This window comes from Pseudomonas sp. WMBT8 (assembly GCF_050916005.1).
Classification (GTDB): domain Bacteria; phylum Pseudomonadota; class Gammaproteobacteria; order Pseudomonadales; family Pseudomonadaceae; genus Aquipseudomonas.
This window is the reverse complement of record NZ_CP188096.1, coordinates 3,286,933-3,312,965: the sequence shown is the minus strand read 5'-3', so window position 1 is coordinate 3,312,965 and position 26,033 is coordinate 3,286,933. Positions and strand designations below refer to the sequence as shown.

At 61.4% G+C, this 26,033-nt stretch carries 19 protein-coding genes; 8 read left to right on the top strand and 11 right to left on the bottom strand.

Annotated elements, in window-relative coordinates; genetic code table 11:
• Position 1: 1 nt before the first annotated feature.
• From ACO77H_RS15260 to gloB, 4 genes are all read right to left on the bottom strand, one after another.
• Positions 2–1,840 (bottom strand): extracellular solute-binding protein, encoded by a 1,839-nt coding sequence (locus ACO77H_RS15260; RefSeq protein WP_172311531.1) that lies wholly within the window; start codon positions 1,838–1,840, stop codon positions 2–4.
• A complete protein-coding gene (locus ACO77H_RS15255; protein WP_170041305.1) occupies positions 1,837–3,666 on the bottom strand; it encodes an extracellular solute-binding protein in 1,830 nt (609 codons plus the stop codon). The genes ACO77H_RS15260 and ACO77H_RS15255 overlap by 4 nt, the downstream gene beginning before the upstream one ends.
• A 235-nt stretch (positions 3,667–3,901) precedes the next feature.
• Positions 3,902–5,314 carry a transglycosylase SLT domain-containing protein gene (locus tag ACO77H_RS15250; RefSeq protein WP_432754203.1) on the bottom strand — a complete coding sequence of 471 codons (1,413 nt, stop codon included), beginning with the start codon at positions 5,312–5,314 and terminating at the stop codon, positions 3,902–3,904.
• Between the two features lie 98 nt (positions 5,315–5,412).
• Positions 5,413–6,180 carry a hydroxyacylglutathione hydrolase gene (gene gloB, locus ACO77H_RS15245; protein WP_432754202.1) on the bottom strand — a complete coding sequence of 256 codons (768 nt, stop codon included), beginning with the start codon at positions 6,178–6,180 and terminating at the stop codon, positions 5,413–5,415.
• A gap of 65 nt (positions 6,181–6,245) precedes the next feature.
• Here gloB and ACO77H_RS15240 point away from each other — a divergent pair, with 65 nt between their 5' ends.
• Positions 6,246–7,004 (top strand): class I SAM-dependent methyltransferase, encoded by a 759-nt coding sequence (locus tag ACO77H_RS15240; RefSeq protein ID WP_169953256.1) that lies wholly within the window; start codon positions 6,246–6,248, stop codon positions 7,002–7,004.
• Positions 7,005–7,089: 85 nt separating this feature from the next.
• Entirely contained in the window at positions 7,090–7,542 is a 453-nt protein-coding gene (gene rnhA / locus ACO77H_RS15235; protein ID WP_029291380.1) for a ribonuclease HI, read from the top strand.
• A gap of 3 nt (positions 7,543–7,545) precedes the next feature.
• Here the strand turns inward: rnhA and ACO77H_RS15230 are convergent, their stop codons facing one another.
• Together ACO77H_RS15230 and ACO77H_RS15225 are read right to left on the bottom strand one after the other, a co-directional pair.
• Positions 7,546–8,487: a glycerophosphodiester phosphodiesterase family protein gene (locus tag ACO77H_RS15230; protein WP_432754201.1), complete on the bottom strand. Its 942-nt coding sequence runs from the start codon at positions 8,485–8,487 to the stop codon at positions 7,546–7,548.
• A 19-nt stretch (positions 8,488–8,506) separates the two neighbouring features.
• On the bottom strand, positions 8,507–8,812 hold the full coding sequence (locus tag ACO77H_RS15225; RefSeq protein WP_169953260.1) for a DUF2388 domain-containing protein: 306 nt from the start codon (positions 8,810–8,812) through the stop codon (positions 8,507–8,509).
• A 201-nt stretch (positions 8,813–9,013) separates the two neighbouring features.
• Here ACO77H_RS15225 and dnaQ point away from each other — a divergent pair, with 201 nt between their 5' ends.
• From dnaQ to ACO77H_RS15210, 3 genes are all read left to right on the top strand, one after another.
• A complete protein-coding gene (gene dnaQ, locus ACO77H_RS15220) occupies positions 9,014–9,754 on the top strand; it encodes a DNA polymerase III subunit epsilon (protein ID WP_170057428.1) in 741 nt (246 codons plus the stop codon).
• Positions 9,755–9,943: 189 nt separating this feature from the next.
• Positions 9,944–12,199, top strand: a complete 2,256-nt coding sequence (locus ACO77H_RS15215; protein WP_432754200.1) for an Orn/Lys/Arg decarboxylase N-terminal domain-containing protein — start codon at positions 9,944–9,946, stop codon at positions 12,197–12,199.
• A 20-nt stretch (positions 12,200–12,219) separates the two neighbouring features.
• A complete protein-coding gene (locus ACO77H_RS15210) occupies positions 12,220–12,771 on the top strand; it encodes a GNAT family N-acetyltransferase (RefSeq protein WP_169953322.1) in 552 nt (183 codons plus the stop codon).
• 3 nt (positions 12,772–12,774) lie between these two features.
• Here ACO77H_RS15210 and ACO77H_RS15205 read toward each other — a convergent pair whose 3' ends face one another.
• Positions 12,775–13,665 carry a LysR substrate-binding domain-containing protein gene (locus ACO77H_RS15205; RefSeq protein WP_432754199.1) on the bottom strand — a complete coding sequence of 297 codons (891 nt, stop codon included), beginning with the start codon at positions 13,663–13,665 and terminating at the stop codon, positions 12,775–12,777.
• A gap of 92 nt (positions 13,666–13,757) precedes the next feature.
• Entirely contained in the window at positions 13,758–13,982 is a 225-nt protein-coding gene (locus tag ACO77H_RS15200; protein WP_170041309.1) for a hypothetical protein, read from the bottom strand.
• 215 nt (positions 13,983–14,197) lie between these two features.
• Between ACO77H_RS15200 and ACO77H_RS15195 the strand changes: the two genes are divergently transcribed.
• Complete coding sequence (locus ACO77H_RS15195; protein WP_169953267.1) at positions 14,198–14,755, top strand: NADPH-dependent FMN reductase; 558 nt, start codon at positions 14,198–14,200, stop codon at positions 14,753–14,755.
• Positions 14,756–14,877: 122 nt separating this feature from the next.
• On the opposite strand, the gene ACO77H_RS15190 is transcribed toward ACO77H_RS15195, so the two are convergent.
• Together ACO77H_RS15190 and ACO77H_RS15185 are read right to left on the bottom strand one after the other, a co-directional pair.
• Positions 14,878–15,372 (bottom strand): DUF934 domain-containing protein, encoded by a 495-nt coding sequence (locus ACO77H_RS15190; RefSeq protein WP_169953269.1) that lies wholly within the window; start codon positions 15,370–15,372, stop codon positions 14,878–14,880.
• The gene (locus ACO77H_RS15185) at positions 15,356–17,014 is read right to left on the bottom strand and encodes a nitrite/sulfite reductase (protein ID WP_432754198.1); all 1,659 of its coding nucleotides are present in this window, start codon (positions 17,012–17,014) and stop codon (positions 15,356–15,358) included. Before ACO77H_RS15185 ends, ACO77H_RS15190 begins: the two co-directional genes overlap by 17 nt.
• Before the next feature lie 452 nt (positions 17,015–17,466).
• On the opposite strand from ACO77H_RS15185, the gene ACO77H_RS15180 reads away from it, so the two are divergent.
• Positions 17,467–18,546 (top strand): ABC transporter substrate-binding protein, encoded by a 1,080-nt coding sequence (locus ACO77H_RS15180; RefSeq protein WP_170057257.1) that lies wholly within the window; start codon positions 17,467–17,469, stop codon positions 18,544–18,546.
• A gap of 6 nt (positions 18,547–18,552) precedes the next feature.
• On the opposite strand, the gene ACO77H_RS15175 is transcribed toward ACO77H_RS15180, so the two are convergent.
• The gene (locus ACO77H_RS15175; RefSeq protein ID WP_169953275.1) at positions 18,553–18,768 is read right to left on the bottom strand and encodes a DUF2970 domain-containing protein; all 216 of its coding nucleotides are present in this window, start codon (positions 18,766–18,768) and stop codon (positions 18,553–18,555) included.
• A 114-nt stretch (positions 18,769–18,882) separates the two neighbouring features.
• On the opposite strand from ACO77H_RS15175, the gene ACO77H_RS15170 reads away from it, so the two are divergent.
• Positions 18,883–25,953, top strand: coding sequence for an NEL-type E3 ubiquitin ligase domain-containing protein (locus ACO77H_RS15170; protein WP_432754197.1), 7,071 nt, complete (start codon positions 18,883–18,885; stop codon positions 25,951–25,953).
• Positions 25,954–26,033: the final 80 nt, after the last annotated feature.

Genomic DNA, 26,033 nt, shown 5'->3' with positions numbered 1-26,033 from the left:
GTCAGTCGCCTCCGCTCGCCGGGTCGGCGCTGGTGTCGGTGGGTGGCGTTGTGGCCGGCGGTGTGTCGGGTTTGATCCACCAGGTGTTGATGCCTACGTCGTAGCGCGGCGGGACCTTGGGGTGGCCGAGGTGATTCCAATAGGCCACGCGGTAGGTTTTGATATGCCAGTTGGGGATCACGTAGTAGCCAAACTGCAGTACCCGATCCAGAGCCTTGGCGTGGGCCACCAGGCTGTTGCGTGAGTCGGCGTTGATCAACTGTTCCACCAATTCGTCGATGGCCGGGTCCTTGAGGCCGATGTAGTTGCGGCTGCCGGGGTTGTCGGCACTGCCCGATTGCCAGAATTCACGCTGCTCGTTACCCGGTGACGAGGACTGTGGGAAGCTGCCGACCATCATGTCGAAATCCCGCGAGCGCACGCGGTTGACGTACTGCGAGACATCGACCCGGCGGATCACCAGCTCGATGCCCAGGTCTGCCAGGTTACGCTTGAAGGGCAGCAGGACGCGCTCGAAGTCGGTCTGGAACAGCATGAACTCGATGCTCACCGGCTTGCCGGTGGTGTCGACCATCTTGTCGTCAACGATGCGCCAGCCGGCTTCCTGCAACAGTTGGTAGGCTTCGCGCTGCTGGGTGCGGATCATGCCGCTGGCATCGGTTTTCGGTGGAGCGAAGGCCTGGGTGAAGGCTTGCGGCGGGACTCTGCCGCGCAGCGGTTCGAGAATCGCCAGCTCGGCCGGGCCCGGCAGGCCGGTGGCGGCCATGTCCGAGTTTTCAAAATAGCTGCGGGTGCGGGTGTAGGCGCCGTTGAACAGTTGCTTGTTGGTCCATTCAAAGTCCATCAACAGGCTGATGGCCTTGCGCACCCGCACGTCCTGGAACATTGGCTTGCGGATATTGAACACAAAACCCTGCATCCCGGTGGGATTGCCGTTGGGCAGTTCTTCCTTGATCAGCCGGCCCTCGGCCACGGCCGGGACGTTGTAGGCATTGGCCCAGTTTTTGGCCGTCATTTCCTGCCAGTAATCGAACTGCCCAGCCTTGAGCGCCTCCAGGGCCACGGTGTTATCGCGGTAGTAATCGCTGATGCGGTAATCGAAGTTGTACAGGCCCTTGTTGATCGGCAGGTCCTTGCCCCAGTAGTCCTTGACCCGCTCGTAGCGGATCGAGCGCCCCGGCTTGACCTCGGCCACTTTGTACGGCCCGCTGCCCAGCGGGACCTCCAGGCTGCTCTTGGCAAAATCACGGCCGGCCCACCAGTGCTTGGGCAGCACCGGCAACTGGCCAAGGATCAACGGCAGCTCACGGTTGCTGGTGTGCTTGAACTTGAACAACACCCGCAGCGGGTCTTCGGCCACCACTTCGGCGACGTCGGCGTAGTAGGTGCGGTAGATCGGCGTGCCTTGCTTGATCAGGGTTTCAAAGGTGAACACCACATCTTCGGCACGTACTGGATGGCCATCGTGGAAGCGCGCTTCGGGCCGCAGGTAAAAACGCACCCAGCTGTTATCCGGAGCTTTTTCGATCTTGCCGGCGATCAGGCCATATTCGGTGATGGGTTCGTCCAGGCCCTGCTGGGCCAGGGTGTCGTAGACCAGGGTGATGTTATCGGCCGGCACGCCCTTGCTGATAAACGGGTTGAGGCTGTCGAAGCTGCCCATGGCCGACTCACGGAAGGTGCCGCCCTTGGGTGCGTCCGGGTTGACGTAGTCGACGTGCTTGAAGTTGGCCGGGTACTTGGGCGGCTCGTCATACAGGGTCAAGGCATGTTGAGGGGCAGCAACAGCCTGGGTGCACAGCAGCAGGCCACTGATAATCGCAGTACGCAAAGCCATCATTGGGGTTTCTCCGATGCTTTCAGCCACCACGCGCTCAGGCCCAGGCTGTAGGGCGGCGTGGTCACGAAGGCGAACCGGTTACGGTACGCCAGGCGATGATAGTTGAGATACCAATTGGGAATACTGTAGTGCTGCCACAATAGGACCCGATCCAGGGCCCGGCCGGCGGCGACTTGCTGGTCGCGGGTTTGGGCTGCGAGCAACTGCTCGAGCAGGTGATCGACCACCGGGTTGGCGATGCCCGCGTAGTTCTTGCTGCCCTTGATCCCGGCCTGGCTGGAGTGGAAGTACTGCCACTGCTCAAGGCCGGGGCTGAGGGTCTGGTTGAGGGTCATCAGGATCATGTCGAAGTCGAACTGGTCGAGGCGCTGCTTGTACTGCGCACGGTCCACGGTGCGCAAGCGCGCATCGACGCCAATACTGCGCAGGTTTTCCACATACGGTTGCAGGATGCGCTCCAGGTTCGGGTTGACCAGCAGGATTTCAAACCGCAGCGGCTGCCCATCGCTGTTGAGCAGGCGTTGCCCGGAAAGTTTCCAGCCACCTTCGGCCAGTAGGCCGAGGGCCCGGCGCAAGGTTTCCCGGGGGATGCCGCGCCCCTCGGTCTGCGGCAGGCTGAACGCCTGGGTAAACAGATTGGCCGGCAGTTGCTCGCGGTAGGGCGAGAGCATCAGCCATTCATGGCCTACCGGCAGGCCGCTGGCGGAGAATTCGCTGTTGGGGTAGTAGCTCAGGGTGCGTTTATAGGCGCCGCTGAACAGGGTGCGGTTGGTCCACTCGAAATCGAACATCAGCCCCAGCGCTTCGCGCACCTTGGCCTGGCTGAAAGTGGCGCGCCGGCTGTTCATGAACAGGCCCTGGCTCTGGGTCGGGATCTGGTGGGCAATCTGCGCCTTGATCACTTCACCGCGATTGACTGCCGGGAAGTTGTAGCCATTGGCCCAGTTCTTGGCCTGGTGTTCGATGTAAATGTCGAACTCGCCGGCTTTGAATGCTTCGAAGGCCACGTCGCTGTCGCGGTAGAACTCGACTTCGACCTTGTCGTAGTTGTAGAAACCGCGATTGACCGGCAGGTCCTTGCCCCAATAGTCCTTGACCCGTTCGAACACCAATTGCCGGCCCGGTTGGACCTGGCTGATCCGGTAGGGCCCGCTGCCTAGCGGCGGCTCGAAGGTGGTGGCCTTGAAGTCGCGGTTTTTCCAGTAATGCTGGGGCAGCACCGGCAACTCGCCCAGGCGCAGGATCAGCAACGGGTTGCCGGCGCGCTTGAACACGAAGCGAATGCGGTGGGGGTTGAGTACATCCACCCGGGCCACTTCCTGCAGGTTGGTGCGGTATTGCGGATGGCCTTCGGTCAGCAGCGTGCGGTAGGAAAACGCCACGTCGTCGGCGGTAATGGGCTTGCCGTCATGGAAACGCGCTTGCGGGCGCAGGTTGAACACCACCCAACTGCGGTCTTCGCTGTATTCCACCGATCGGGCAATCAGGCCGTAGCTGGACGTGGGCTCGTCGCCGGACGGCGCGTACTGGCCGGTGCCAACCATCAGCGGCTCGTTGAGCTCATTGACCCCGTATTGCAGGAAATTGGCGGTGGAGACCGGGCTTGAGCCCTTGAAAGTATAGGGGTTGAGGGTGTCAAACGTGCCAAAGGCCATGACCCGCAAGGTGCCGCCCTTGGGCGCTGCGGGGTTTACCCAATCGAAGTGGGTGAATTTGGCCGGGTACTTGAGCGTACCGAACTGCGCATAACCGTGGTTTTCGGTAATGGTCGCATTCGCGCAAAAGCTCAAGGCCAGACTTATTAGTAGAAGGAGGGGACGCTTCAAGTCAGAGATCCGATCCGGGCGGCTTGGGCTTTATGATCGGTACAGTAACAGCTTGTTCCACTTGGAAAAAGACTGTTGAAAAGGCCATTTTCAGGCGCGGCGGGATCTTGAGCGGTGCATAGATCAAATGTGGGAGCTGGCTTGCCTGCGATGCACGCACTGCGGTGAATCAGTTACACCGCGTCGATGCAATCGCAGGCCAGCCAGCTCCCACACAAGCCTGCTTGCGCTTGGTTTATCTTGGTCCGGAGACCACCAGCATCTGCCCCGGCTTCAACGCCTGGCCAGTGCGAGGGTTCCAACGCTTGAGATGTTGCATCTCGACGTTGAAGCGCTTGGCAACCATGTACAGCGAGTCACCTTTCTTGACCTTGTACTGCACCGGCCTCTTGCCGCCAGCCTTGGCCACCAGCTTGCGGGTGTCCTGCATCACCAGGGTCTGGCCGACTTTCAAGGCCTGGCCATTGAGCTTGTTCCAACGCTGCAGGTCATGCACGTCGACCTTGTTGGCCTTGGCAATCAGCGTCAGGTTGTCGCCGCTCTTGACCTTGTAGCTGCGCGAACGGCCGGCCACGGCCTTGTGCTCGACTTCGTCAAACACTGGCTTTTTCGGGCGCAGGCTCAACAATTCCTCGGGGTTCATCGAGGACAGGCTACTGGCCAGCAATTGCGCCTTGGAGGTGGGCACCAGCAAATGCTGGGGGCCATCCAGGGTGGTGCGTTGCTTGAAGGCCGGGTTGAGCTGGAACAGTTCGTCTTCGTCGATCTCGGCCAGCGCGGCGACCCGGGACAGGTCCATGCTTTGCTTGACTTCAACCATCTCGAAGTACGGCGTGTTGGCAATCGGGTTCAGGTTGACGCCGTAGGCCTCGGGGGCCAGCACCACTTGGGACAGCGCCAGGAACTTGGGCACGTAGTCCTTGGTTTCCTGGGGCAGCGGCAGGTTCCAGTAGTCGGTGGGCAGGCCGAGTTTCTCGTTGCGCTCGATGGCCCGGCTGACCGTGCCTTCACCGGCGTTATAGGCCGCCAGGGCCAGCAGCCAGTCGCCGTTGAACATGTCATGCAGACGCGTCAGATAGTCCAGGGCGGCGGTGGTGGAGGCGGTGATATCGCGGCGGCCATCATAGGCGCGGGTCTGGCGCAGGTTGAAGTAGCGCCCGGTGGAGGGGATGAACTGCCACAGGCCGACCGCATCGCTGCGCGAATAGGCCATTGGGTTGTAGGCACTTTCAATCACTGGCAGCAGCGCCAGCTCCAGGGGCATGTTGCGTTCTTCAAGGCGTTCGACGATGTAGTGAATATAGAGGCTGCCGCGTTCGCCGGCGTTCTCCAGGAACGATGGGTTGCTGGCGAACCACAGGCGCTGTTGCTCGATACGCGGGTTGACGCCGACACCGTCCTGCAATTGAAACCCCTGGCGCATGCGCTCCCAGACATCCTGGGGCACCTGCGGGCTTGGCTTCTCTGAGAGCCACAGGGGTTTTTGCTTAATCTTGGCAGTAAAAACGGGTTTGGGTTGCACGGTGGATTGTGCAGCGAAATGAGTGGTTTGGCAGCCCGCCAGAGTTGCGGAAACGGCCACCGCAATGGCTTGAGCCAGGCGGGTCAATGCGTCTGAATGGTTGGATTTACGAATAGATGACGACATTGGCTGGAAGTTAGTTCCGGGCAAAAATGTCGGGCGATTCTAGAAAGCGCTTTGGTTCCGGTCAACCATTCAGAAATTTCGTATCAGAACCTGTCTGCTTAGAACGTATCTTTCCAAGCCCGCAAGCTAGCAAACACCTCGCTCCCAGGGCGGTTGTCGCGGCCATTCCGCTCGTCCGCTTTTTGTTTAACGGATGTTTCCGCGGTACGTAAAAAAGGGTTAGTCAATTTTTCCAGGGCCAGGGTCGACGGTAAGGTCATCTTGCCGGCTGCCCGCAGTTCGCCGACTTTTGCTACACGTTCGGCGATATCTGCGTTATCCGGTTCCACGGCCTGGGCAAAGCGCAGGTTACTTTGTGTGTATTCGTGGGTGCAGTACACCAGCGTGTCGGCCGGCAGGGCGGCCAGGCGTTCCAGGGAGTTGTGCATCTGTTCTGGCGTGCCCTCGAACAAACGCCCGCAGCCGGCGGCGAAGAGGGTGTCGCCGCAGAACAGCAAGCCGTGATGATAAAAGGCTATATGTCCCAAGGTGTGTCCGGGCACGGCGAACACCTCCAGGTCCCAGCCCAGCACCTGGATACGGTCGTTATCGTTGAGCGCGACGTCACGGGCCGGGATCTTTTCGTTGGCCGGGCCATACACCGTGGCGCCCGAGACTTGCTTGAGCTGCTCCACACCGCCGACATGGTCGTGGTGATGGTGGGTCACCAGGATGTCACTGAGGGTCCAGCCTGGATACTGTTTAAGCCACGCCAGCACAGGCGCGGCGTCACCGGGATCGACCACCGCGCAGCGATGGCTGCGATGGTCTTGTAACAACCAGATGTAGTTATCGGTGAAGGCGGGCAGGGCACTGATCTGTATCATTCTTCTATTCGCCAAGCTGAACACATTGGTGCATCTTAGAACGTCTTGGCGAGTTGGAGAATGCAATGACTGATAAAGCGTTCGCCCAGGCCGATCCCGAGTGGCTGGCCTTGATCAGCGCAGCCCGTGAGTGGCTGTCCGGGCCGATCGGGCAATTTCTGCTGGAACAAGAGCGGCTTATGCTCGAAGAAGAGCTGGAGCGCTTCTTTGGCGGCTACCTGGTGCACTACGGCCCTTCGGCCCAGAATCCGCCGCCTGCGCCCCAGGTGCAGCGCAATGTACGCCTGGGCGCGCCGTTGCCGGGGGTCGAGATTGTCTGCGAGGAACAGGCCTGGCCCTTGAGCGAGCATGCCGCCGATGTAGTGGTGATGCAGCATGGCCTGGATTTTTGCCTGTCGCCCCATGGCTTGCTGCGTGAAGCGGCGAGCGCCGTGCGCCCGGGCGGCCATTTGTTGATCGTTGGTATCAACCCCTGGAGTTCATGGGGCCTGCGGCACGTCTTCGCCCATGATGCGCTGCGCCAGGCCCGCTGCATCTCGCCCTCGCGGGTCAGTGACTGGTTGAACCTGCTGGGCTTCGCGCTGGAGAAACGCCGCTTCGGGTGCTATCGTCCGCCGCTTGCCTCGCCCAAGTGGCAGGGCCGTTTGGCTGGCTGGGAGCGCCGGGCTGGGGCCTGGCAGTTGTCCGGCGGCGGTTTCTACCTGCTGGTGGCCCGCAAGATCGTGGTCGGGCTGCGGCCGGTGAGCCAGGTACGGCGCGAGCCCATGGGCAAGTTGGTGCCGATGCCCCTGGCCAAGGTCAACCGTCGCTCCAGCGAGCCATAAATCACTTTTCTGGAATTCAGGTCGCAGTGTTCGACCTCGGGAGCTGCCGGTCGATTACCGGCATCCCGCTTTGATGGATAGCGTAATGACCGATAGCGTAGAACTCTTTACCGACGGCGCCTGCAAGGGCAATCCTGGTCCTGGCGGCTGGGGCGCCTTGCTGGTGTGCAAGGGCGTGGAGAAGGAGTTGTGGGGCGGCGAAGCCAACACCACCAATAACCGCATGGAACTGATGGGCGCCATTCGCGGCCTGGAAGAGCTCAAGCGTCGTTGCGATGTATTGCTGGTGACGGACTCGCAATACGTGATGAAAGGCATCAACGAGTGGATGGTCAACTGGAAAAAGCGCGGTTGGAAAACTGCCGCCAAAGAGCCGGTAAAAAACGCCGACCTGTGGCAGTTGCTGGATGAGCAGTGCAACCGCCACAACATCACCTGGAAGTGGGTACGCGGGCATATCGGTCACCCAGGCAACGAGCGGGCCGACCAGTTGGCCAATCGCGGCGTGGATGAAGTGCGCGGTTACAAACAGAGCTGACCGTCAGTCACACCGCAGCGGCCATTCGAGCTGCTGCTTCACGCCTCGCATCGCGCGGGGCGAATCCACCAGCACCGCATCGATTTTACGGCACGCCGCCGCTCGATAATCATCTTGGGTGTTAATGCCAATCGCCAGGATATGTACCTTGCCCCTGGACTGGAAACAGTCGATGGCAGGCCTTGTCCATAGCTTGGCATTCACCGGTGAGCGTGCTTCCCCAAGGGTGAAGGTTTCCACCAGCTCGGCCTTGCGCTGATACTCAAACGCCACCCAACTTCCCGCTTCGGGGGCGGGCTGGCAGTTGTGGGCCAGGGCGACGTTGGCCAAGCGGTCGCGTGTTCGGTCCCTGGATTCGAACAGGCGGGCCTGGGGGTACTGGGCAAACGCGTGTTGATAGCTGGCGTCCGTGGAGTAGATCAACACCCGGCCCCACGCATGGTTTTGCTCCAGTACCTGGGCCACGGCCCTGGCCTGGGTGTCGGCGGGCAGGGCTTTCATATCGAGGATGATCGGCGTGGTAGCCGGGATTACGGTCAACGCTTGCTGCAATGAAGGCAGCGGCACGGGACGGGTACGGTAGGGGTAGGTCACCTGGCCATTGGCCCCGTCCTGCTTGAATTGCCAGCCGGCATTGAGCTGTTGCAACTGGGCCAGGGTTTTTCCGGCCACGGCGCCGGTGCCGTCGGTATTGGCGCTCAGGTCTGTCGGTCGATACAACACCGGTACCTGGTCCAGGCTCAACTGCACCGTGAGCCATAGCACATCCACGTTATTGGCCAAGGCCTGGTCGATAGCCAGCAAGGTATTTTCCGGGAAGTCCGCCGTGCCCCCGCGATGGGCGACGATCTGCGGCAGTTGACCAGTGGCGGCGGGCGGGGATGCGCAACCTGCCAAAAGAAGGCTGGTGACCAGCAGTACAACGGGATATCGGGTATCAATCATGGGTGTTTGCGTTCATCTATCACAGAATCAGGATCGCACCGGCGAGTTGCTCGTCAGTATCGCGTAAATCCGGCAGGGTGCGGCGAATATGCTGCAATGCCGATTCCAACTGAACGCCGCGTACCTTGCCCTGGCTGGCGACAAACGCTGCCGCATCGTCCTTTGCCGCCAGTACGACCTTGTCATCCTTGAAGCTGCTGCTGGTGCCTTTGGTGGCACTCATCGAGAGGCTGACCAAGGCGTCGGTGGTCATCACAAAGCTGGTGGCCTGGGCAGTGGCGGCGCCGATCAGGCACAGGGCGAGCAGGTGTTTTGGCTTGAGCATGGGCTGGTTTTTACGCATAGAAAGGAGCGGCGCAGGCTAACAAGGGCGGTGCAGGCAAACTGCGCAAGCTTTGCTAAACCTTGTAAAAAACTGTTGGACCAGGGTGCACGGTGGCTGTCCATGGGGCGCTTGGGTTATAGAGCGTGCTAATATCCCGGCCCTTGAAATACACACACCGTTGAGAGCTGAACCCTGATGGCCATCCGATCCGTTGTACTCGATACCGAAACCACCGGCATGCCGGTGACCGATGGTCACCGGATCATTGAAATCGGCTGTGTCGAACTGATGGGCCGTCGCCTCACCGGTCGGCATTTCCACGTGTACCTGCAGCCGGACCGGGAAAGTGACGAAGGCGCCATTGGCGTCCACGGCATCACCAACGAATTCCTGGTGGGCAAGCCGCGCTTTGCGGAAGTCGCCGATGAGTTTTTCGAGTTCATCAATGGCGCGCAGTTGATCATCCATAACGCGGCGTTCGACGTTGGCTTCATCAACAACGAATTCGCCCTGATGGGCCAGACGGATCGGGCCGACATCACCCGTCACTGCTCGATCCTCGACACCCTGATGATGGCCCGTGAGCGCCACCCGGGCCAGCGCAACAGCCTCGATGCCTTGTGCAAACGCTATGGCGTCGACAACTCTGGCCGTGAACTGCACGGCGCCTTGCTCGACTCCGAGATCCTCGCGGACGTCTACCTGACCATGACCGGCGGGCAGACCAGCCTGTCCCTGGCTGGCAACGCCTCCGACGGTAACGGTTCGGCCGAGGGTTCGGGCAACCGGCCTTCGGAAATCCGCCGTCTTCCGGCAGATCGAAAGCCCACCACCATCATCCGTGCCAGCGAGCAGGACATGGCCGAGCACGCGTCACGCCTGGAAGCCATCGCCAAATCGGCGGGTGCGCCAGCCTTGTGGACCCAGTTGACCCAACACTGAGTCGGGCTCATCACGGCCTGAAAGTGTGGGAGCGGGCTTGCCCGCGATGGCGGTGGATCAGTAACGAATGCGCTGACTGTCACACCGCAATCGCGGGCAAGCCCGCTCCCACAAAAACTTTATCTCCATTCGCCACATTCGCTCCCAGCTTCTACCCTGAGTACATCGCCCTCAGGACGCCAAGCCCTCATGTACAAAGACCTGAAGTTCCCGATCCTGATCGTGCACCGCGACATCAAGGCCGACACCGTCGCCGGTGATCGGGTCCGGGGTATCGCCCGGGAGTTGGAGCAAGAGGGTTTCAGCATCTTTTCCGCTGTGGACTATGCCGAAGGCCGGCTGGTGGCGTCGACCCATCATGGCCTGGCGTGCATGCTGATCGCCGCTGAAGGCGCCGGGGAAAATACCCATCTGCTGCAAAATATGGTGGAGCTGATCCGACTGGCACGCCTGCGCGCGCCCAACCTGCCGATCTTTGCCCTGGGCGAGCAAGTCACCCTGGAAAATGCCCCGGCCGATGCCATGAGCGAGCTCAACCAACTGCGCGGCATTCTCTACCTGTTCGAGGACACGGTGCCGTTCCTTGCCCGGCAGGTGGCCCGGGCGGCGCGCACTTACCTCGATGGCCTGTTGCCGCCATTCTTCAAGGCCCTGGTGCAACACACAGCCGACTCCAATTACTCCTGGCATACCCCCGGCCACGGTGGCGGCGTGGCCTATCGCAAAAGCCCGGTGGGGCAGGCGTTTCATCAGTTCTTTGGGGAAAATACCCTGCGTTCGGACCTGTCGGTGTCAGTGCCGGAACTGGGCTCCCTGCTGGATCACACCGGGCCCCTGGCCGAAGCCGAAGCCCGCGCGGCGCGCAACTTTGGCGCCGACCACACATTCTTTGTGATCAACGGCACCTCCACCGCCAACAAGATCGTCTGGCACTCCATGGTCGGGCGCGATGACCTGGTGCTGGTGGACCGCAATTGCCATAAGTCGGTGCTGCATTCGATCATCATGACCGGCGCGATCCCCCTGTACTTGTGCCCGGAGCGCAATGAACTGGGGATTATCGGTCCGATCCCGCTGACCGAGTTCAGCCGCGAATCGATTCGCGCAAAGATCGAGGCCAGCCCCTTGACCCGCGGTCGCGAGCCCAAGGTCAAGCTGGCGGTGGTGACCAACTCGACCTACGACGGCCTGTGTTACAACGCCGAGCTGATCAAGCAGCAATTGGGCAACAGCGTCGAAGTCCTGCACTTTGACGAGGCCTGGTACGCCTACGCGGCCTTCCACGAGTTTTTCGCCGGGCGCTATGGCATGGGTACCTCGCGCACGCCCGACAGCCCGCTGGTGTTCACCACGCACTCGACCCACAAGTTGCTGGCGGCGTTCAGCCAGGCGTCGATGATCCATGTGCAGGACGGCGGGGCGCGGCAATTGGATCGTGATCGTTTCAATGAGGCGTTCATGATGCATATCTCTACCTCGCCGCAGTACAGCATCATCGCCTCGCTGGATGTGGCGTCGGCCATGATGGAAGGGCCCGCCGGGCGTTCGCTGCTTCAGGAAATGTTCGATGAGGCCCTGAGCTTTCGCCGGGCCCTGGCCAATTTGCGCCAGCACATCGCCGCCGATGATTGGTGGTTTTCCATCTGGCAACCGCCCTCGGTGGTCGGTATCGACCGGGTTGCGACCGCTGACTGGTTGTTGCAGCCGGAGGCCGACTGGCATGGCTTTGGGGATATCGCCGAAGACTATGTGTTGCTCGACCCGATCAAGGTCACCCTGGTCATGCCCGGCTTGACGGCGGGTGGCGCCTTGAGTGACTGCGGCATTCCGGCAGCGGTAGTCAGTAAATTCCTCTGGGAGCGTGGCCTGGTGGTGGAAAAAACCGGGTTGTATTCGTTCCTGGTGTTGTTCTCCATGGGCATTACCAAAGGTAAGTGGAGTACTCTGCTCACCGAGTTGCTGGAGTTCAAGCGCAGTTACGACGCCAATATCAGCCTGGCCAGTTGCCTGCCATCGGTGTTCCAGCAAGGCCCGGCACGCTATCAGGGCATGGGCTTGCAGGATTTGTGCGACCAATTGCACGGCTGCTATCGCAGCAACGCCACGGCCAAGCACCTCAAGCGCATGTACACGGTGTTACCGGAAATCGCCATGAAGCCGGCCGATGCCTATGACCAGTTGGTGCGCGGTGAAGTCGAGGCCGTGTCCATCGATGCCTTGCCAGGGCGTATCGCAGCCGTGATGCTGGTGCCTTATCCGCCAGGCATTCCGCTGATCATGCCGGGGGAGCGCTTTACCGAGTCGACGCGATCGATCATTGACTACCTGGCCTTTGCCCGGGAGTTCGATAGCAGTTTCCCAGGGTTTGTCGCCGATGTGCATGGCTTACAACACGAAGACGACGGCAACGGTCGTTGTTACACCGTCGATTGCATCAAGTGTTAAGGATGGTTATGCAAGCTGTAATGAATCCGAAGTACCCGGGGCTCAGTGTACGAGTCGCCGACGAGGGATTTGACGCCTACGTATGGGGCAATGATTTCAGCTTCGAGGTGTGCGTGTATGGCACGCCCGAACTGGGCAAGCCTGTCGATCAGTGGGCGGTGGAGCAGATTTTGCCGTACCGCAAATGCTACGGCATCGACCCCGAGGAGTTCGCCAGCTACCGCAATGCCAGCGACAGCGCGGTATTCATGGCGTACCTGGATGATCGACCGGTGGGCCATATCGTCGTCAGTACCAATTGGAACGGTTATGCCCATGTCGATGAGTTGGCGGTGGTGCTCCCAGCCCGCCGGCATGGCGTGGCCAAGGCCCTGCTTGATGTGGCGCAGTTCTGGAGCCGCAAGAAAAACCTGCCGGGGATGATGCTGGAGACCCAGAACAATAACCTGGGAGCGTGCCGATTGTATGAACGCAGCGGCTACGTCATGGGCGGTATCGACCACCTGCGTTATCGCGGGATTGATCCACAGACGCGGGAGGTGGCGATTTTCTGGTATCGCTTGTTCAGCTGACACTCAAGACAGCAGGTCTTGGGCCTTCTGCGTGACAATCTCCAGCAATGCATTCAGCGCCGGGCTCGGGCTGCTGTCCCTGACCGTCAACCCATACAGGCTCACCAGGATCGGCGGTGACAGCGGGCAGGTATCCAGCCCCGCCTCCCGCGCGCCGCTGGCAGTGAACGGGTCGACCACCGCCAGCCCTTCGCCGGCCTCGACCATGCTGCGCATCATCTGGTAGGTCTGCACCCGTGTCTGGATCACTGGCAACGGCCGCAGCGCTTGCAACTTACTGTCCAGCAACTGGCTCAGCGGGTCCTGGCCCTCCAGGCCGATCATCGACTGGCCGGCCAGTTCTTGCAGGGCGATGTATTTCTGCCGTGGCTTGAGCCAGCCATGGGGCGCCAGCAGTTGCAGCTTGCCCTGGGCCAGCACGGTGCTGGTGATTTGCGGGTGTTCGGGGTCATGCAGGCTCAGGCCCAGGTCGGCCTCATGCAGCAACAGGCTCTTGACGATGTCACGGGTCGGTTGGCTGGAAAGGTTGCAGGGCGTGTCCTGGAAGCGGCGGCGCAACAACGCGATGCTTTGCGGCAGCAGTTGGTTGGCCAAGGGCGGCGTACACAGCGTGCGCAACGGCGGGGCGTGATGGTGCTTGAGGCTGCTGGCCAGGCGCTGTATCGGTTCCAGGGCCTCGTAGAGGTGGACGATCTGTGCCTGCATGGCCACGGTTTCACGGGTGGCCTGCAACCGTCCGCGGACGCTGGCGAACAGCATGAAGCCCAGTTGCTGTTCAGCGTCCTTGAGGGTGGCGTCCACATCGGCCACAGCCAATTGCAACCATTCGGCGGCGGTGCCGAGGTGTCCGGTCTGCAAAATGGCTTGAATCACTTCGATATGACGTAAACGCATGCATGAAGTCCATGTTCAGCAGGTAAGGGATTCACCGAGTGAATCCTAACCCAACTCCGTTCATATGACTTCTGCCTGGAGGCACAGCCTTATCAAACAGGCGTGTTTTCGGGTTCGCGGGTCAGGGAGATCTGCGACTGAACCAGGACGAAGGTGTTGTCATCAACTTTGTTGACCCGGTCACCAATCGCCAGTTTGTAGGAGATTACAGGTTCTGAACCACCGTCCGACGGAGTGGAGTCCTGGAATTCATGCACGGAATAAACGCGGCCTTCCGCGTCACGAGCATGGAATTGTCCGACAAGTACTGCTGCCATCTGTTTAGAACCTCTGGAGAAAACACCGATTTGCGGTTCTGTAGACCGTCTTTAACGCGGGTAGTTTACCTACATAGAAAAAATACTATTCGTTGATATTCCGCTTATTTTTCCTACAAACAAAAACATCCGCCGATTGGCTACTACCTGCTGGTGATCGCCCGGCGAAGGCTCTATAACTACAAATTCCCTTAGTCAGATGTCAGGAAGGCCCCATGAGCAAGGTCTACACGATTGCCGTACTGGTCGGCAGCTTGAGAAAAGAGTCGATCAACCGCAAGGTCGCCCAGGCATTGGCGCAGTTGGCGCCGGCCAACCTCAAGCTCAGCATCGTCGAACTTGGCGAATTGCCGCTCTACAACGAAGACCTTGATAGCGCAACGCCGCCTGCGGCCTACACCACGTTCCGCCAGCAGGTGGCGGCGGCCGATGGGGTGCTGTTCGTCACTCCTGAATACAACCGTTCGGTGCCGGCGGCCTTGAAAAATGCCATTGATGTAGGCTCGCGCCCATACGGCAAGAGCGTCTGGAGCGGCAAGCCAGGTGCGGTCATCAGCGTTTCGCCGGGGGCGATTGGTGGCTTTGGTGCCAACCATCATTTGCGCCAGTCCCTGGTGTTTCTGGATGTGCCGTGCATGCAGCAGCCGGAAGCCTACCTGGGTGGCGCGGGCAGTGCGTTTGATGAGTCGGGCAAGCTGTCGGAGAAAACCCAGCCGTTCCTGCAGGCGTTCATCGATGCCTACGGTCGCTGGGTCGCCAAGCAGAAGGGCTGAGCAGATCTGCCCGTTGCCTGCTAGGCCGGTTTCGCCCTCGCGCCCATGGCCCTTGCGGCGCGCATAAAAAAGCCCCGAAACCTGCGAGCCAGGTTTCGGGGCTTTTTGTTTCGCATCAGGGTCTAGCGACGACGGAATAGCGGCAACGGTTCATCCGTAGCCGCCTGGTACGTCACCGAGAAGTCCTTGAGGCTTTCCAGCGCTTCATACGGGTCTTTGTCGGCGCGCAAGGCGTAGGCGTCAAACCCGCAGCGGTGCAGGTAGAACAGCTGGTCGCGCAGCACATCGCCAATCGCCCGCAGTTCGCCCTTGTAGCCATAACGGTCACGCAGCAGGCGCGCGTTGGAGTAGTTGCGCCCGTCGGTGAAGGCCGGGAAGTTCAGGGCGATGACCTGGAAGTGTTCCACGTCGGCGCCAATCTCTTCGGCTTCTTCATCGGCGTCCAGCCACACGCCCAGGCCACCATCACGGGCCTTGAGGGCGTGCCCGTGTTCACGCCACAAGGCCAGCGGCACGATCAGGTCGTCACAGTTGGAGATGCCATCGAACGACGCATCCTTGGGCAGCAGGTGCCAGGTTTCGTCGACGACTTGGTTGTTCTTAATGATTCGCTGCATAGACGCGCTCCTTGAACAGGTCAATGCCGATGCGCTGGTAGGTGTCGATGAAGCGCTCATCTTCGGTGCGCTGCTCGACGTAGACGTCGATCAGCTTGCCGATCACCTCGGGCATGGCTTCCTGGGCGAAGGATGGGCCGAGGATCTTGCCCAGGCTCGCATCGCGGCTGGCGCTGCCACCCAGGGACACTTGGTAGAATTCTTCGCCTTTCTTGTCCACCCCGAGGATGCCGATGTGGCCGACGTGGTGGTGGCCACAGGCGTTCATGCAGCCGGAGATGTTCAAGTCCAGCTCGCCAATGTCGAACAGGTAGTCCAGGTCGTCGAAACGGCGCTGGATCGATTCGGCAATGGGAATTGACTTGGCGTTGGCCAGGGAGCAGAAGTCGCCACCCGGGCAGCAGATGATATCGGTCAGCAGGCCGATGTTCGGCGTGGCGAAACCACCTTCGCGCAGCTCGCCCCACAGGGTGAACAATTGGCTCTGTTCAACGTCCGCAAGGATGATGTTCTGCTCGTGGGAGGTGCGCAGTTGGCCAAAGCTGTAGCGGTCGGCCAGGTCGGCAACGGCGTCCAGTTGCTTGTCGGTGATATCGCCAGGCGCTACCCCGGTCGGTTTGAGCGACAGGGTCACTGCGACATACCCCGGCTGCTTGTGCGCCAGGGTGTTGCGCGTGCGCCAGCGGGCAAAGCCTGGGTGCTGCTGGTCGAGCGCCGCCAGTTCGGCAGCCTGGTTGCCCAGGGCCTTGTAGTGCGGATCGACGAAGTGCTTGGCCACCCGATGCACTTCGGCTTCGGTCAGAGTGGTCTGGCCGCCGCGCAGGTGTTCCATCTCGGCGTCGACCTTCTGGGCAAATACCTCGGGGGTGAGGGCCTTGACCAGGATCTTGATGCGCGCCTTGTACTTGTTGTCACGGCGGCCATAGCGGTTGTACACACGCAGGATGGCGTCGAGGTAGCTCAACAGGTCTTGCCAAGGCAAAAATTCATTGATGAACGCGCCGACCACCGGGGTACGCCCCAGGCCGCCACCCACCAGGACGCGGAAGCCCAGTTCGCCTGCGGCGTTGTACACCGGCTCCAGGCCGATGTCGTGGACTTCGATCGCGGCGCGGTCAGACGTCGAGCCATTGATGGCGATCTTGAATTTACGCGGCAGGTAGGCAAATTCCGGGTGGAACGTGGTCCACTGACGAACAATCTCGCACCAGGGGCGCGGGTCGATCACTTCATCGGCGGCCACGCCAGCGAACTGGTCGGTGGTCACGTTGCGCAGGCAGTTACCGCTGGTCTGAATGGCGTGCATCTGCACGGTGGCCAGTTCAGCCAGGATGTCCGGCACGTCTTCCAGGGCCGGCCAGTTGAACTGCACGTTCTGGCGGGTGCTGATATGGGCGTAGCCCTTGTCGAAGTCACGGGCGATCTTGGCCATCATGCGCGTCTGGCGCGAAGTCAGTTGGCCGTAAGGCACGGCCACCCGCAGCATCGGCGCAAAGCGCTGAACGTAAAGGCCATTTTGCAGGCGCAGAGGGCGGAACTCTTCTTCGCTCAGTTCACCTGCCAGATAGCGTCGGGTCTGATCACGGAACTGCTTGACGCGGTCCTCGATGATGCGCTGATCGTATTCGTCGTATACGTACATATAGGTCCTGTTCTCGGCAAATCTGCGCGCACGGCCGCGCACTCCCAACGGAGCCGGCGCACGATACCAGCTTGCGTTTATGCGCAAAAGTGATGTTTTAGTATATGCAAAGAACCAAATCGACTAATGAGAACGGTTATCGCGATACCCACATTTGTCATGCGGGCAATCATCGACTTTACTGTGGACGAGTCTTAGTGCAATCAGCCATAAAACCGACAAGAGGCGATGCGATGAGCAATCCAACCAAAGCCCGTAAACCCGACAGTACCGTGGACGCCTGGGCGATTCTGTTCCTGATTATCCTGGTGGTTTCCACCGCCGTGTTCTGGGTCAGCCATCAGTAAAGGGAACTGATCGCCACCAAACTGTCCGATCTGCCGTTAAATAGCCAAGATCAAAAGGCTTATTGCCACTATTATGATCTGTCAATTTCCGGGGTTCGGGCAGTAATGTTGAAGGTTCTCTGCGGGTGCTTGTGGTGGGTGGGGATGGCGTTCGGGACGATGGCCCATGCAACGTCGGTGGTGTTTCTCAACCCAGGTCTGTCCACTGAAACCTTCTGGATCAGCTATGCGCAATTCATGCAGGCCGCGGCCAAGGACCTCGGCCTGGATTTACGCGTGCGTTATTCCGAGCGTGATCCGCAAAACACCCTGTTGCAGGCTCGCGAAGCGTTGCAAGGCCCGCAGCGCCCGGATTACCTGGTGCTGGTCAACGAGCAGTACATCGCCCCGCAGATCCTGCGCATGGCCCAGGGTAGCCAGGTCAAGCTACTGTTGGTCAATAACGCCCTGACCCCGAACCAGATGCAACTGCTGGACGCCGGGAAGTACCCGAACTGGATGGGCAGCCTCACGACCAACGACGAGGAGGGCGGGTACCTGATGCTCAAGGAGCTGCTGCGTCAACATGGCCCTGTGCCGTCCGGTGGCACCCTTGAGTTGCTGGCGTTTTCCGGCGCCAAGTACACACCGACCTCTCAGGCGCGCGAGCAGGGCTTGCAGCGGGCCTTGCGCGAACACCCCGAAGTGCATCTGCGCCAGTTGGTGTATGGCGAATGGAGCCGCCAGCGCGCATTCGAGCAGGCGACCCAGATGTTCAAGCGCTACCCCCGGGCTACCCTGGTCTGGTCGGCCAATGATGAAATGGCCCTCGGCGCCATGCAGGCCTTGAATGGCAGTGGCCGTGCACCCGGCAAGGACGTGTTGTTCAGCGCGATCAACAGCTCTCCCGATGTCCTCCAGGCGCGGCTGCAAGGGCGGATCAGTGCGCTGGTGGCCGGGCACTTTACGGTCGGTGGCTGGGCCATGGTGCTGCTGCACGACGATGCCGTGGGCGTGGACATCCAAAGCCATGGCGGGCGCGAGCGCCAGGTGAAACTGTTCCAACTGATTGACGGGCCACAGGCCCAGCGCTTGCTGGACCTGCGTAACCACGAGGGCGACGGTGTGGATTTTCGTGCACTGTCGGCCCAGGGCAAGCCTGCGGCCTACCAATACCCCTTCAGCATGCAGTTGCTGTTGAAGTGACCGGGCCTAGACCCCGGCCAGATGCAGCACCAGCTTGACGATGGCAAAGAGCGCCAGGGCAAATACGGCGGTAAACAAAATGCCCAGCACGACAAAATGGCTGGGCTTGCCATGGGTAAAATCCCGCGCGCGGTTCTTCCCGCTCTGCACGCCAAATGCAGCAGCCATCACGCTATGAAGCATCTGCCAGAAGGTCGGCGGTTTGTTGTTCGGGTCGTCCATGAGTCCTCCTGCGAGGTCTGGGGGGAGTTGCTGCTCCCAACAGGATAGACGTAGTTACCGCGATTGGCCGTGACCCCCATGGTGTGCTGGGCCTCCTTTTCCCGGAGCCGCATCATGACCGACTTGCCCCCATTGCCGGCAACGCCCAGCATCCATCGCCCGTTATTGATCAGCGCCACGCCGCAATGGTTGATCGATAGCACAACCTCACGCCGCATGGCCCTCAAGCACAACCACAGCCCGCTGCCGCCAGCCTATTGGCATGCGACACCCGAGCAGCGCGAGCTATTGCACGACTGTTTTATCGCAAGTTTTACCGCCCAGACGGCTCTGGACCAAAGCCTGTCTGCCTTGCAGGACATCGACACGTTTGCCAGGCCGCTGCTGCTCCAGGCGCTCAAGGAGCAGTACGACGTTACCTTGGCCCCCCACGTCGCCACTTGGCTGAGCCTGCGAAAGGCCCTGCACATCACCGATCTGAACCTTGAAGCGCGAACCTACGACTTTTTGCAGCTGGAGCTGCTGCAGGCAGCGCTGCACAACTTCGAAGAGTCCGAGTCCGCAGAGGGGGCCTTTCATTCATCGTCGGGTTTTCGCTGGCAGGTGTCATCGCCTGGCGCCGCCGTCGCCCCGTTGCTGCCGGTCCGATTGGGGAGCCTCACGGTCTATCAGTTCATAGGGCTGTGCCGCCGCCTTGATCTGGGCGGGCAGTACCAGGCCTACCTCGCGGACTTTTTTTCCACCCACGAAACCACCCTGCGCCAACAATTCATTGCCAGCCAAAAGGCCGCGATGCGGGCGGCGGCCGAGTTGGCCCTGTTGCACGAGGACATTACCCAAGACGATTACCGCATGGTGCTATCGGTGATCGCCGGCGAACGCGCGCCGCAGATGGGGGGGCAACCGGTATGGCTCTGCGACCTGGGCTTGATGAAGTTGCGCATGACCGGTTGCGTGCTGTTTCTGGCCTTCGATGATGAGCATGTCGATTCGCCAATCCTGTATATCCCCCAGGACCCATACCAGCCTCTTAAGCGCTATACCAATCATGCGCAACTGCTGGCGACCTTGAAGCAACGCTTCAGCACGCCAGGCTCAGCCTCGACCCGTGTGGAGCGCCCCACGGCCTATCAGGCTTTTTTCAGTCAGTTCGTCGAGTATGCCGAGCGCCCGCATTACTTCAGTCAGTTCACCGAGGATGCGCCAGACGCCACCCTGCGCGAGAAAATCGGCACGAACTTCCCCGGCATCGGCCAGTTCTATGAACTGCTCAGCCAGGTAACCCCGTTCAAACTGAAGAATTTTCCGCCCTTGCCCCTGGCCCCGCAGGTGCCCAACCCGGACCCCTATTTGGCGCCCGTGGCGCTGGCTTTCAAAAACCAGGTATTTGGTAGCGACAAAGTCGACCTGTGGACCTACCTGTATGAGCGGCACCAGGACAAGTGCCTCGCCGATGCCGCCGGCCATGCCGTGCCCACCGCAGATGTCGACGCCGGGGTGCGAACGCGCAAACTGGCCATGCTGCTCAACATCGGGATGTTCGGCTTGAGTGCGCTGGTGGGGTTTGTGCCAGTGCTAGGGGAGCTGATGATGGCCGTGATGGCTGAGCAGTTGTTGAAAGAGGTGTTCGAGGCTTCGCAGCAGTGGGCCGAGGGCGATCGCAGGGCGGCCAGGGCGCACTTGATCGACCTGGCGCAAAACCTTGCGTTGCTTGGCGTGACTGCGGTGGGCGGCAAGGCCCTGAGCGCGTTGAGGCATGAGCCGGTTATCGAAGGCCTGGTCCCGGTGAAGCTACCGGATGGCCGGGTCCGCTTATGGAAGCCCGACCTGGGCGCGTACCCAAGTGAAGCCGCCCTGGCGCCCGGCAGTCAGGCCAATGCCCTGGGGCAGTACGAGGTCGATGGCAAACTCCATGTGCAGATCGATAACGTGCTCTACGAAAAGACCTTTGACCCGCAGCTCAAGCAATGGCGGATAAAACACCCGCGCGATCCGCTGGCGTACCAGCCGCTCCTCGAACACAACGGGGCCGGGGCGTGGCGGCATAGCCATGAGCGCCCCCTGACCTGGGACCGCCTGACCCTGCTGCGGCGATTGGGGCCGATTACCGAGGGTTTCTCGGATGAAACCTTGAGGGTGGTTGGCAACGTCAGCGGTGTGCACGACGATCTGCTGCGCAAAGTGCATCTGGACGGTTTGCCGGTGCCCGCCGTGCTGGCCGATACCCTGGAGCGGTTCAGGGCCGACCAGGACGTTGGCGAATTGATCGAGCGCCTGCGCCGCGGCACCGGCCTGCAGGACCGCCATGAGTATGCCTTGCCCCTCACCGTGGAAATGCCCGGCTGGCCTCCCGGGCGGGTGCTGGAGGTATTTGAGGCAGTCGCCATCGTTGAGCGCAGCCAGCCGGTATCGACCAGGCTGGGCGAGGAGCAGGCCTGGCGCCTGTTGGGCACGCCACAGCGTGGCGACCCACTTGGGGTGCCCGTGACTGATGAGTGGGACGGCGCGCGCCTGGAGCCGACAGGGCGCTCGGTTTGCTATGGCAGCCCGTTGTCGTTGGATGATAGTCGTCCGACCCTGAAAATCAGCCGCGCCGATGTGCAGCAAGGCAGGCTCGCCCAGGTGGTTATGAGCGGCCTTGACGAGCAGGAAATCACCGCTTTGCTGGGCAGCGGCAAGCCCAGGGAACAAGCCTTCAATGAGCGCCTGGCGGACTATGCCCTGCAACGGCAGACGGCGCTGTTCGACGCCCGGCTACAGGGCAATGGCGCGCCCATGAGCGACGGCAGGCCACTGCAGCGACGGTTTCCCGCGCTGTCCAGGCGTGCTCTCGACGAGTTGCTCAACCGCGCCAGTCCACAGGAATTCAGGCGCCTGCAAGACAGTGGGCATGTCAGCGCGCGGCTCGACCACCAGGCCCGTATCAGTTTGCAGCAGGCGCGCTTGAGCCGGGCGCTCAGCGGCCTGCACCGTGACCGGCTGGCCAATGCCGACAGCGACCGACTCGCCTTGCAGGGCCTCGCGCGCCTGCCCGGATGGCCCTCAGGTGTGCGCCTTGAGATGCGTTTGGAGGGCATTCACGGCCCTTTGCTGGACAGCATTGGCCCGGAGCACGCTGTTGTGCGCCGATACCTGGTCAGCAGCGGCGAGGGCTTCCAGGCCTTTGATGCAGGCGCCCGCGCACTCAATAGCGCGCCTGCCCATGGACGCAATCTTTTCCAGTCGATCATCGACGCGTTGCCCGATGAGGCGTGCAGGTCGTTGGGGCTGACTGGCCAGGCCGCAGATTTGCAGCAGGTGCTGGCGACCTATGCCAGTGGGCAGCGCGAGCTCATCGCCCGGGACATCCTCAAGCTGCGCACGCCGCGCTCTAGGCCTGCCTGGCGCCTGTCGAGCGGGCGCCTGGGGTATGAGCTGTCGGGAAGGGGCGGGCTGTTCGCCATGGACGACGCGTTGATCGCCCATGCCCGTAGCGTGTATCCGAATATCAGCGAGTCCGAGGCTCAGGCGCTGATAGCTGCGCGCCGACGCGACGGCGAGAGCAATGCGCAAATCTGGCGGTTGTTTGCCAACCGCCAGCGCGAATTGACGGCCTTGCGCGCGACCCTTGAGCAGTGGGCGGGGGCATATGAGAGTCGCCAGCGCACGGTTGACGACCTCATCGATTGCTGGCGCCAGGGCTTTGATCGGGACAGTCCGGCCGATAGCACTCTGAGTCTACGAGGGGAGCAGGCGCTGCCCGAGTGGCACGCCGACTTTTCCCATGTCCGCACCCTGAACCTCACCGGGAGCAGATTTCTTGCCCAGGAATCCAGCCGCTTACTGCGGCCGTTTCCCAACGTGCGGCATTTGCAACTGGATGTGCGTCCCGAGCACCTCGACGCGCTGACAGAGCATTTGGCGAGTGCTCCCAGCATCACCCAACTGTCGCTTAGCGGCCCGTCGCTCACTTATTCAGCACAAGTGCTGCGCCCGCTTGAACGCATGCCTGAACTGCGCCAGTTATCCCTGGCCGGCAACCTGCAAACCCTGGATGTCCGCGGGTTGAGCGCGTTGCGCCGTTTAACCGTGTCCGGGCTCTTGGAAACCTGGCCGCAAGGCTGTCTGGAACTTGAGCACCTGGAGTTTCTGGATGTGGCCCAGACTCCGTTGCGCTCCTTGCCTGCGCCACTGTTTACCGGGCATCAACGCTTGTGGCGCGGCCTGCATATGAACTGGTCGGCCTTTGAGCCTGAGGAGTTCATGCGGGTATATGCGTACCTGCATGACAACCCGGCCCATCTGGTCGAAGAGCTGCGGCTGGTCCAGGCCTACTGCGAAGGCGCCCTGGGCAGCCTGCAGTCCGGTGGCCCGGGTTTTGTCGAGCGTGTCTTGGCCAGTTTCAAAACGCGCGGGCTGACTTCCCGCCAGCGTCTGGAGAGCGTCAACAGTGTGCGCGAAGAACACCGCCAGTTGGTCGATGACCTTGAGCAATGGTCTGATCGCGATTCAAACATTGGCAGGGTTGAGGTCGAGCGGCAGGTGGCATCGCAAAAACTCCTTGATTGCTGGCTCGAAGGCCTGGAGCCGCGCATTGTTGGCGAGGGCCAGGCGCCTGCTGGTGCCGCGATGCTGGACCTGTCAGGCGCCAACCTGATTGATTTGCCTAAGTTGCCCGCCGTGGGGTTTACCCATGTGCGCAGCCTGAACCTGAGTGACATAGGCGTGTCGCTGGAAGGCATCAATACCTGGCTTGGCCACTTCCCCCAACTCGACAGCCTCGGCCTGGCCCGCAACAATCTGACCGATCTGCCCTCGGCGCTGGGCCAATGCCCTTCATTGCGCCATCTGGACCTGTCCCATAACTGGCTGGTCATCACGGCCCCGACCCAGGCGGGTTTGAGCCGGTTGACCGGCCTGGTATCGCTGCGACTGCCCTACAACCCCATCAGCCGCCTGGACGTGAGTGCGCTGCGCGAACTGCGCAGCCTCGACCTGAGCCATAGCGCGCTCAGCGAGTGGCCCGAGGGTGTGCTTGCACTGCCGTTGCGCAGCCTGGACTTGAGCCACAGCGCCGTGACCTCGATCCCCGAGGCGGCGCTGCAAGGGCATGACTTCCTGCTGTCCAATACCGACTTGCGCGGCTGTCGCTTGAGTGCGACGGCCCGCGCAGAAGCCCGGGTGTTTGCGCGACGCTACGCCCGCGAGAATCCGGCCGCCCCGCTGGAAAGCCCCCTGGGCATCCCCCGCGAACTGCTGGCCCAGGGTATGACGGGGGGCGAGCCGGAGTATTTTTCCGAGGATGCGTTGCGCCGCCCCGATTTGCTGGCTGCGCTGCCGCCCACAACCGCCGAGCTGCTGCCCGCGGCGCGCCTGCAACGCCTGGACCCGGCACTGGACGCCACGCAAGCAGCGGCATATATCGAAGAGTTACGCGCCGACGGCCTGGAAACGGTGCAGATCCACGAGCGCCTGGCGCAATGGGAAGCGCAGTATGCGCAATGGGTGCCGCTGCTCAATGAGTGGATAGATGTGCATGGGTACCTGGACGGCGGCTGGATCAGCGCGTTGGACCGGCGGCGTGCAGCGGATCGGCTGCTGGAGAGCTGGCGCTACAGCCTGCGCGCCGGGTCTGTGGGGCCGGGAGTGAATGGGGTGGGGCGCCTGGATCTTTCCGGGCTGTCTATCGGCGATTTGCCGACGTTGCCTCAATATTTCGCCCACGTCAGCGAGCTGAGCCTGAACCGCGTGCGACTCACGGCCGAGGGCTCCAACGGCTTCCTGCGCGCCTTCAGCCATGTGCGCAGCTTGACGCTCAGCAACAATGGCTTGCGCGCGTTGCCCGAGGCACTCAGTGAGTTCCGCGCTCTGCGTCGGCTGGACCTGGGCCGCAATGAACTACAGAACGCGGCGCAGCTGCAGGCCAATCTGGCGCAGATGCCCGAGCTCGAATGGCTGGACCTGGGTGACAATATTCTCAGTGAGCTGGACGTAAGCGGCCTGCTGCGGCTCGACAGCCTGTACCTGCAACGCAACTTGCTGGACGACTGGCCGATGACAGTGCTCGAGTTGCCACGCCTGCGCACCCTGGACCTGAGTGACAACTGGATCGAGACCCTGCCGGATGAGGCGTTCGAGCCGCAACGTAATCTGTTGATGGCGGGGACCAACCTCTTGGGCAACCGCCTGGACCAGCCAAGCTGTGAACGCTTGCAGGAGTATCTGGCCCAGACCGGCAACGGCCTGGGGTTTTCCACCGAGCAGCTTGAAGTCATGCTTCTGGAGTATTGGGAGCGCGACGAACAAGGGGCTTTTGACTCACCTGACTACTCGCTGAACCACCCGGATATCGAGACGGCCCCGGTGCAAAAGGCCCAATGGTTTACTGACGTGCCAGCACACTCGTCAAAGCACCGGATCTGGGACGAACTCAGGGCCCAGGAAGGCAGCGTCGATTTTTTCTTCACCCTCTCGCAACTGCGCAATACCGAGGACTTCCTGGAGGCGCGTGCCGAACTGACACAGCGCGTGTGGAAGGTACTGGAAGCCATCAGCCAAAACCCGGCCATGCGCCGCGACCTGTTTGCCCGGGCGACGGCGATGATGCCGGACGTCACCTGCGGCGATGGGCGGATCCTGATGTTCAATGCCCTGGAAACCCGGGTCCTGGAGTTTGATGCGCTAAAAATCGCCGAGCGTGGGCAGGACGGTGCCACGCTGCTGAAATTCGCCCGTAGCATGCTCCGCCTGGAGGCCGTGGAAGGCATCGCCAAGGCTACTGTCGAGAGCCGTCCAGATATCGACCCGGCAGAGGTCCGCCTGGCGTTGCGCATTGGGCTGGCGGCGCGCCTGGAACTGCCCCGGCAACCCGCCGGCATGCTGTACAGCGAATTGTCGCAGGTGACGCCGGCCGACCTGGATCGTGCCTATGGGACGATTGTGCAAGGCGAAAGCGCAGTGGGCTATGAAGAAAGGCTGGTGGGCCTTGAGTATTGGCGCAACTATCTGAAGAAAAAATACGCCACGAACTTCGCAGCCCTGGCCCGCGAGCTGGAGCACAAGACCGACGCGCTGGATGCGCGCTACCCTGACAATGGTGCGGATTACCTGCGCGACTATGCCGTGCTGGGCACCTGGATCAAGGAGCAGCGCGCGGCGCTGGCGATCCGCCTTACCCAGCAGGAGCGCGCAGCACTCAACCTATAAGCACAGCCGCATGCCGCTCTACTGTAGGCGCGAACTTGCTCGTGAAAAACCCAAGGGCGCCGCGTCGCCCTTGTCAGCTC